A 7,884-nucleotide genomic window follows, 5' to 3' on the forward strand; every position below is an offset into this window, starting at 1 on the left:
CCTGCTGCGCGAACTGCACGATCCCCGGGGCGCGGCCGAGCAGTACCTGCTGGCGTCGGCGACCTCCTCCGCCTCGGCGGCCTCCGCCCCGCGCACCCACTTCCGCGCCCAGGCCCCGATCCCGCGACGCCCCCCGCGGCGTGCCTCCGCCCCTGTGTCTGCCGAGCGGGCCGGCTCGGGCTCCTCCCAGCCGTCCGCGCCGTGGTGCTCGACCCCGGTCTGCTGCCCCGCTCCCGCCCCGGCACGGCCGTACTGCCCGGCACCGGCACCCGCCGCGCCGGGCGCGGACGCGGGCCTGGCGATCCGGCCCGCGCGCGGGGAGCCGGCCTCGCCGTCCTGGTCGGTCCCGCCGTAGGGCCAGGGATCCGAGGGAGCGGAGCCGGGCGCGCCCCAGCCGCCCGCGGCGTGCTGCCCGGCGCCCGGGGCGGCGGGGGCCGCTGGGGCACTGCCGTCCCAGTGCGGCGAGGGGCGGGGGATCTGTCCCTGTGTCCCAGGGCTCCCCGCGTCGGGGTACGCCCCGCCGTTCCAGGCTCCGCCGGGGGCGCCGCCTGCGGGGTGGGACGCCGCCGGGGTGTCCGGCGCAGCGCCGACCCAGGCTCCGTCAGGGGTGCCGCCCTCGGGATGTGACCCCGCCGCCGAGCCCGGCGCAGCGCCGGCGTGGCCGGAATCGGGGTGGCCGGGGGCCGCGTCGGGGTGGGGTCCCGGCAGGGGGACGGAGAGGTGTCCCTCCAGGTCGGGGGTGAGGGGGAGGGGAGCGGGGCCCGGGCCCACGGCCAGGCGGAGGGTGGATTCGCCGACCCGCAGCAGCGCCCCCGGCGCGAGCGCCACCCGCTCCGCGCCGACCACCGCGCCGTCGAGCGTCGTACCGTTCGTCGACCCGAGGTCGGCCACCGCCACCCGCCCGTCGGGGAGCACCGTCACGGTGCAGTGCAGGCGCGATACGTCCGGATCGTCCAGCGGGACGTCCGCGTCGGCCGAGCGCCCGATCCGGATCGCCCCCGGGTGCAGCAGGTGCACCCCGCCGGCGTCCGGGCCGGCCACGACGTGCAGCTGCGGCCCGTCGCCGATGACGGTCGCGGCCGCGGTCCCGTCCGCCCGGACGTCGGGGCCGGGCACGTTCAGCGACAGCACCGCCCCGTCCACGAGCGGTGGCTCGCCGAGTGCGCACCGCGCGGGGTCCAGGCGTTCCGGACCGGCGTACAGCACGACCGTGCCCCCGGTGTCGGGTCCGCCGACGGTCGCCGCAAGTCCGGAGGCCACCGCGGACAGCGCGGTGCCGGCGGGCGCGGTGACGAGTACGTCACAGCTCGCCGGCGCGCCTCCTCCGCCCGTGCCTCCGCCGGAGGCGGTCGCGGTGGCGGTCTGGTGGCCGCTGCGCGACCCCGACCCAAGGACGGTCAGCCGGATCTGCATCGCCGTCAGCGGTCCCTTCTGCGCGGTGCGCGGTGTGTGCGCCCGGCAGGGACCCGCGGGACGCGCGCCCGTGCCGTTCGCACGTGGTGCCCGTCCGCCCGCCCCCACCCGGCACGGACGCGTCGTCCGGTCAGGTCTGCCCGGAAGGCGGGGCTCCCGTCCCGGCCGTTCCGTACGGGTGCATCCTCGCACCTGTCGTCCTCAACACGCCCGCCACCCACCGGCAAGTGATCTTGATCGGTCGCGGACCGGCACCGGACCTGCAATCGGGCCGATCGGATAGCGACACGATGGCTGAGAAAATCGCCCCGGGCATACGCCATAAACATCACCCTTCGCGCATATGTGCGGCAACCAACCACCCTCACCCCGCGTCTTCCCTCGGGACAAGCCCTAGAGTGGGCCGGAAAACCATTTCGCAGATCAGGTGTGGATCAAGCGTGGATCACGCACGGATCACTCGCCGGAATCGACGACAGCAGGGAGCGCGCGACGTGCGGCCAGTCGGCAGCAAGTACCTGCTCGAGGAGCCGCTCGGGCGCGGCGCCACGGGCACCGTCTGGCGCGCCCGCCAGCGTGAGGCGGCCGGTGCGGAGGCGGCGGTGGCCGGCCACCCCGGCGAGACCGTGGCCATCAAAGTCCTCAAGGAGGAGCTGGCCCAGGACCCGGACATCGTCATGCGCTTCCTGCGCGAGCGCTCCGTCCTGCTGCGCCTGACCCACCCCAACATCGTCCGCACCCGCGACCTCGTCGTCGAAGGCGATCTCCTCGCCCTGGTCATGGACCTCATCGACGGCCCGGACCTGCACCGGTACCTGCGCGACAACGGCCCCTTCAGCCCGGTCGCCGCGAGCCTGCTCACCGCGCAGATCGCGGACGCGCTCGCAGCCAGCCACGCCGACGGCGTGGTCCACCGGGACCTGAAGCCCGCCAACGTCCTGGTCGACGAGCGCGACGGCCAGATGAAGCCGATGCTCACCGACTTCGGCATCGCGCGCCTGGCCGACTCCCCGGGCCTGACCCGCACGCACGAGTTCGTCGGCACCCCGGCCTACGTGGCCCCCGAGTCCGCCGAAGGCCGTCCGCAGACCTCCGCCGTCGACATCTACGGCGCCGGCATCCTGCTCTACGAGCTCCTCACCGGCCGGCCGCCCTTCGCCGGCGGCACCGCGCTGGAGGTCCTGCACCGCCACCTCAGCGAGGAGCCTCAGCGCCCGCCGAACGTGCCCGAGCCGCTGTGGACGGTCATCGAGCGCTGCATGCGCAAGGAGCCCTACGAGCGCCCCAGCGCCGAGACCCTGGCGCGCGGCCTGCGCGTCGTCGCCGCCGGCATCGGCGTGCACTCCACGGGCGCCGAGGTCGAGGCCGCCCTCGGTGTCGGCGCGCTCCTCGCCCCCGACCCCTCGCCCGCGCCGGTGCCCGAGACCCCGGGCGCCGCGGACGCCACGCAGATGCTGCCCGGAGGGGCCGGGGCCTCCCCGGTGGGGGCCTACGACCCCAACGGCATGACCAGCGTGCTGCCGCCGGTCGGCGCGGCCGACGCCACGTCCGTCCTCCCGAGCACGGGGGCGCCCGGCGCCGACCCGACCTCGGTGATGCCGCCCGTGCAGCGGCCGGACCAGCCGCACCCGTGGCAGTCGCAGATGCAGGCCGCCCGCGACCGCAACGAGCAGACGCAGATGCAGTACCTGGACCCGAGCGAGGACCCGCTGCGCCGCCGGCCGCAGCGCCAGGGCCCGCCGCCGCAGCAGCAGTACCAGCAGCCGCAGCAGCCGCAGCGGCCCCAGCAGCGCCCCCAGCAGCCTCCGCAGCAGCAGCCGTACCGGCAGGCCCCGCCGCCGCAGCAGTACCAGCAGCCTCAGCAGTACCCGCAGCAGCCGTACTCGCCGCAGCCTCCGCCGCAGCACTATCAGCCGCAGCAGCCCCAGCAGTACCAGCAGCCGCAGGGGCAGCCCCAGTACCGCCAGCCCCAGGCGCCGCCCCAGCAGCAGCCCCCGCAGGGTCCGCCGCCGGGACGCCGGCCGGAGCGGCGGGAGCCCCGCGAGCCGCGCCGCAGCGCGAACCCGATCAAGATCCCGGGGCTGGGCTGCCTCAAGGGCTGCCTCGTCATGATCCTGCTGTTCTTCGTCGCGGGCTGGCTGATCTGGGAGTTCAGCGGACTCCAGGAATGGGTCGGCACCGGCAAGGGCTGGTTCGACCAGGTGTGGACCTGGGGATCGGACGCCGTCGACTGGATCAGCACGATCGGCGACACCGCCGGGAGCGGTACGGGAGGCGGCGCGAATCCCTGAGCCGACGCCCGGGGGCCGCCGCCGCGGGGCCCGAATCGGGCCCCGCGGCACCGACTTCGTGGATTTGTCGACTTCTGGGACGTGATTTCGCCCGCAGAAGTGAAGGTCGCCGCGATCCGTGGACTCCAACACCCACCTGGCCGCGTAGCTTTGGCACGTACGCCAGCCGCTGAGGGAGCAGTTGTGGCACGGAAGATCGGCAGCCGGTACACCGCGCACCAGATCCTGGGGCGCGGCAGCGCGGGCACGGTGTGGCTGGGCGAGGGGCCTGACGGCCCCGTCGCCGTCAAACTGCTGCGCGAGGACCTCGCGTCCGACCAGGAACTCGTCGGACGGTTCGTCCAGGAGCGCAGCGCCCTCCTGGGTCTGGAGCACCCGCACGTCGTCTGCGTCCGCGACCTCGTCGTGGACGGCAACGACCTCGCCCTCGTCATGGACCTCGTCCGCGGTACGGACCTGCGCACGCGCCTCGACCGCGAGCGGCGGCTCGCCCCCGAGGCGGCCGTCGCCATCGTCGCGGACGTCGCCGACGCGCTGGCCGCGGCGCACGCGGCCGGGGTCGTGCACCGGGACGTGAAGCCCGAGAACGTCCTGCTCGACATGCAGGGCCCGCTCGGCCCGGGCGGCGCCCACCCGGCGCTGCTCACCGACTTCGGCGTGGCCAAGCTCATCGACTCCCCCCGGCGGGCCACCGGCGGCCGGGCCTCGGCCCCCACCACCCGGATCATCGGCACGCCGGACTACCTGGCGCCGGAGATCGTGGAGGGGCTGCCGCCGCGCGCGGCGGTGGACATCTACGCCCTGGCCACCGTGCTCTACGAACTCCTCGCCGGTTTCACGCCGTTCGGCGGCGGGCATCCCGGGGCGGTGCTGCGGCGCCACGTGACGGAAACCGTCGTCCCGCTGCCCGGCATCCCCGACGAGCTGTGGCAGCTGATGGTCCAGTGCCTGGCGAAGGCCCCCGCCTCGCGGCTGCGGGCCTCGGAGCTCTCCCTGCGGCTGCGCGACCTGCTGCCGCTGCTGGCGGGGATGCCGCCGCTGGACGTGGACGAACCGGACGAGCCGGAGCAGGCGGAGTTCGTGGAACCGGAGGCGGCCGCGGATCCCGTGCGGCGGCGGGGTGTGGTTCCGCTGGTCCCCGGCTCCTCCACGGACTCCAACCGGGACACCCACACCTCGATGCGGGTGCCGGGACCGGACGAGCTGGCGGGGGGTGCGCTGGGCACCGCGCGGGTGCCGCGGCCCGCCGGCGGGCATCGGCCCGGCTCCGCGCGGCACCGGGCGGAGACCGTCCGCAAGCGGCGGCTCGCGCTGTCGGCTGCCGCGGTCGCGCTGGCCGCCGCGGTGGGTGTCGGCAGCTGGCTGGCCGTCTCCTCCGACTCGGCGGCGCCGCCGCAGGACAACAAGCAGTCGGGCTCGACGACCCCGTAGCCGGCGCGCCCCGCGGGTAGGCGACAGCCCCGCGGGGCTCCCCGGCTGCGCCCGCGGGGCTTCGGGGCTGCGGCCCCGCGGGCTTCGGGGTCAGGCCCCGGTGAGTTCCGGGTGCCAGCGCCGCGCCACCGCCGGGTGGGCGCGGACCCAGCCCTTCAGTTCGTTGCGGCCGTACTCCGCGTGCAGCGGGTTCGACGCGTCGTGGGCTATCCCCGGCGCCGCGTCCAGGTAGTCGCCCGGGACCGTCTCGATGACGGCGTCCAGCCTCGGGTTGTAGAAGAACGGCACCGAGAACCGCTCCACGCTCCCCGCCGGGCTCACCACGCGGTGGTCCGTCGCCGTGAGGTACCCCTCCGTCGCGATCTCCAGCAGCTCGCCCAGGTTGACCACGAAGGCCCCGGGCATCGGGGGGACGTCCAGGAAGGCCCCGTCCCGGACCACCTGGAGCCCGCCCACCGAGTCCTGGAGGAGGAGGGTGAGGAAGCCGTAGTCCTTGTGCGCCCCGACCCCCTGGTCGGTGCCCGTCGGGGCGGATCCCGGGTAGCGGATCAGTTTCGTGTGCAAGTGGGGCCGCTCCGCGAAGGCTTCGTCGAAGAAGTCCGGCGGGGCGCCGATCGAGGCGAGCAGTTCCCGGAGCAGGCGGTGGGCCACCGCCGCCAGCCGGGACTGCCACTCCAGCACCGCGTCCCGCAATTCCGGTAGCGCCGCGGGCCACTGGTTCGGGCCCTCCAGCCACAGGTACGCCGGGTCGTCCGGTCCGACCTCCCGCGCCGCCCGCTCGGCGCCCACGTCGAGCTGGTCGCGCCAGTCGGAGGCGCCTGCGGTCAGCTCGTGCCCGATGCGGGTGTAGCCGCGGAAGTGCGGGGAGTTGAGGTTGCTCACGGCCAGCCGGTCCGCCTCCGGGAGGGCGAAGAACGCCCTGGTCAGCTCCAGGATGCGGGTGGTCTCGGCGGCGGTGACCCCGTGTCCGGTGAGGTGCAGGAAGCCGCTGTCCCGGGCGGCCGCGTGCAGTTTCTTCCGGAAGGAATCGCGCAGCGCCGGATCGTCCGCCTGAGAGAGGTCCAGGACGGGGAGGGAGGGGGCCGCGGAGGAAGGGGAAGCGGTGGAAGAAGGTGAGGAGGCAGGGGAGGACGAGGGAGAAGGAGAAGGGTGCGCGGACGGCATGACGGCTCCGTTTCGGGATGTCACGGGGTCCTGTCCCCAGGGGTGGCGGGGGCCGCGGCTGGGGAGGGCCGCCGGCAGGGTTGGCGCCGGGACCGCGAGGCCGCGTACAGGACCAAGTCGGATCGGGGTGGATCAGGCTTGGGGATGGTCCGGCGGCAGACAGCTCGTCGTCGTGACACGCATGTGGTCCACGTGGCGGCGCTTGACGAGGAAGACGGTCATATCGTGAGCGTACGCCCGTGCGACCCGCCATTAGTACGGGTGATTCGGCCTGGCCGGAGAGCGTCCCCCGAGGACCGGCTACGCTGGACCCGTGGCAGTCGTCGATGTTTCCGAAGAGCTGAAGTCCCTCTCCTCGACCATGGGGTCGATCGAGGCCGTCCTGGACCTCGACAAGCTGAGGGCAGATATCGCCGTGCTCGAGGAGCAGGCCGCCGCGCCGTCCCTGTGGGACGACCCGGAGGCCGCCCAGAAGATCACGAGCAAGCTTTCGCACCTCCAGGCGGAGGTCCGTAAGACCGAGAGCCTGCGCGGGCGCATCGACGATCTCGCGGTGCTGTTCGACCTCGCCCAGGAGATGGACGACGCGGACACCCTCGCCGAGGCGGAGAGCGAGCTGATCTCCGTGCGCAAGGCGCTGGACGAGATGGAGGTCCGCACCCTGCTCTCCGGCGAGTACGCCGAGCGCGAGGCGCTGGTCAACATCCGTGCCGAGGCCGGCGGCGTGGACGCCTCCGACTTCGCCGAGCGCCTCCAGCGCATGTACCTGCGCTGGGCCGAGCGGCACGGGTACCCGACCGAGATCTACGAGACCTCGTACGCGGAAGAGGCCGGCATCAAGTCGACCACCTTCGTGGTCAAGGCCCCGTACGCCTACGGCACCCTCTCGGTCGAGCAGGGCACGCACCGCCTCGTCCGGATCTCGCCCTTCGACAACCAGGGCCGCCGCCAGACCTCCTTCGCGGGCGTCGAGGTGCTGCCGGTCGTCGAGTCCAGCGACCACGTCGAGATCGACGAGGGCGAGCTGCGCGTGGACGTGTACCGCGCCTCGGGCCCCGGCGGCCAGGGCGTCAACACGACCGACTCCGCGGTGCGCATCACGCACCTGCCGACCGGCATCGTGGTCTCCTGCCAGAACGAGCGCTCGCAGATCCAGAACAAGGCCTCCGCGATGAACGTCCTCCAGGCCAAGCTGCTCGAGCGGCGCCGCCAGGAGGAGAAGGACAAGATGGACGCCCTCAAGGACGGCGGAAGCTCCTGGGGCAACCAGATGCGCTCCTACGTCCTGCACCCGTACCAGATGGTCAAGGACCTCCGGACGGAGTTCGAGGTCGGCAACCCGCAGGCGGTGCTCGACGGCGAGATCGACGGCTTCCTGGAGGCCGGGATCCGCTGGCGCAAGCAGCAGGAGCAGACCGCCTAAGCACGCAGCTGCGTAGGAACACGCTGGTCAGAAGCGCCGGAAGGGCCCGGACACCGTCACGGTGTCCAGGTCTTCTGCCGCTCCACCGACGAGGCCTACTACGCGGCCGGCACCTACATCGCCGATTCCTGCGACCGGCTCGTCGCCGTCTGGGACGGCCTG

Annotated in this window: 5 protein-coding genes; 3 read left to right on the forward strand and 2 right to left on the reverse strand. The window is 74.0% G+C overall.

Going from position 1 to position 7,884, the window contains the following annotated elements; genetic code table 11:
* Positions 1-1,413: FHA domain-containing protein (locus ABZY57_RS31090; RefSeq protein ID WP_356517628.1), on the reverse strand; the 1,413-nt coding region annotated here is incomplete at its 3' end.
* Positions 1,414-1,907: 494 nt separating this feature from the next.
* On the opposite strand from ABZY57_RS31090, the gene ABZY57_RS31095 reads away from it, so the two are divergent.
* Positions 1,908-3,704 carry a protein kinase gene (locus ABZY57_RS31095; RefSeq protein WP_356517630.1) on the forward strand — a complete coding sequence of 599 codons (1,797 nt, stop codon included), beginning with the start codon at positions 1,908-1,910 and terminating at the stop codon, positions 3,702-3,704.
* Between the two features lie 183 nt (positions 3,705-3,887).
* Complete coding sequence (locus ABZY57_RS31100; protein WP_356517632.1) at positions 3,888-5,135, forward strand: serine/threonine-protein kinase; 1,248 nt, start codon at positions 3,888-3,890, stop codon at positions 5,133-5,135.
* 90 nt (positions 5,136-5,225) lie between these two features.
* On the opposite strand, the gene ABZY57_RS31105 is transcribed toward ABZY57_RS31100, so the two are convergent.
* The gene (locus ABZY57_RS31105; RefSeq protein WP_356517634.1) at positions 5,226-6,299 is read right to left on the reverse strand and encodes a 2-oxoglutarate and iron-dependent oxygenase domain-containing protein; all 1,074 of its coding nucleotides are present in this window, start codon (positions 6,297-6,299) and stop codon (positions 5,226-5,228) included.
* A gap of 313 nt (positions 6,300-6,612) precedes the next feature.
* On the opposite strand from ABZY57_RS31105, the gene prfB reads away from it, so the two are divergent.
* Positions 6,613-7,722 (forward strand): peptide chain release factor 2, encoded by a 1,110-nt coding sequence (gene prfB, locus ABZY57_RS31110; protein ID WP_356517636.1) that lies wholly within the window; start codon positions 6,613-6,615, stop codon positions 7,720-7,722.
* Positions 7,723-7,884: the final 162 nt, after the last annotated feature.

The organism is Streptomyces sp. NPDC006450 (assembly GCF_040612195.1).
GTDB lineage: Bacteria > Actinomycetota > Actinomycetes > Streptomycetales > Streptomycetaceae > Streptomyces.

Bases quoted from the DNA above. Each gene is read 5' to 3' on its own strand.
- ABZY57_RS31105 (WP_356517634.1), bottom strand. From the start codon at position 6,299: ATGCCGTCCGCGCACCCTTCTCCTTCTCCCTCGTCCTCCCCTGCCTCC.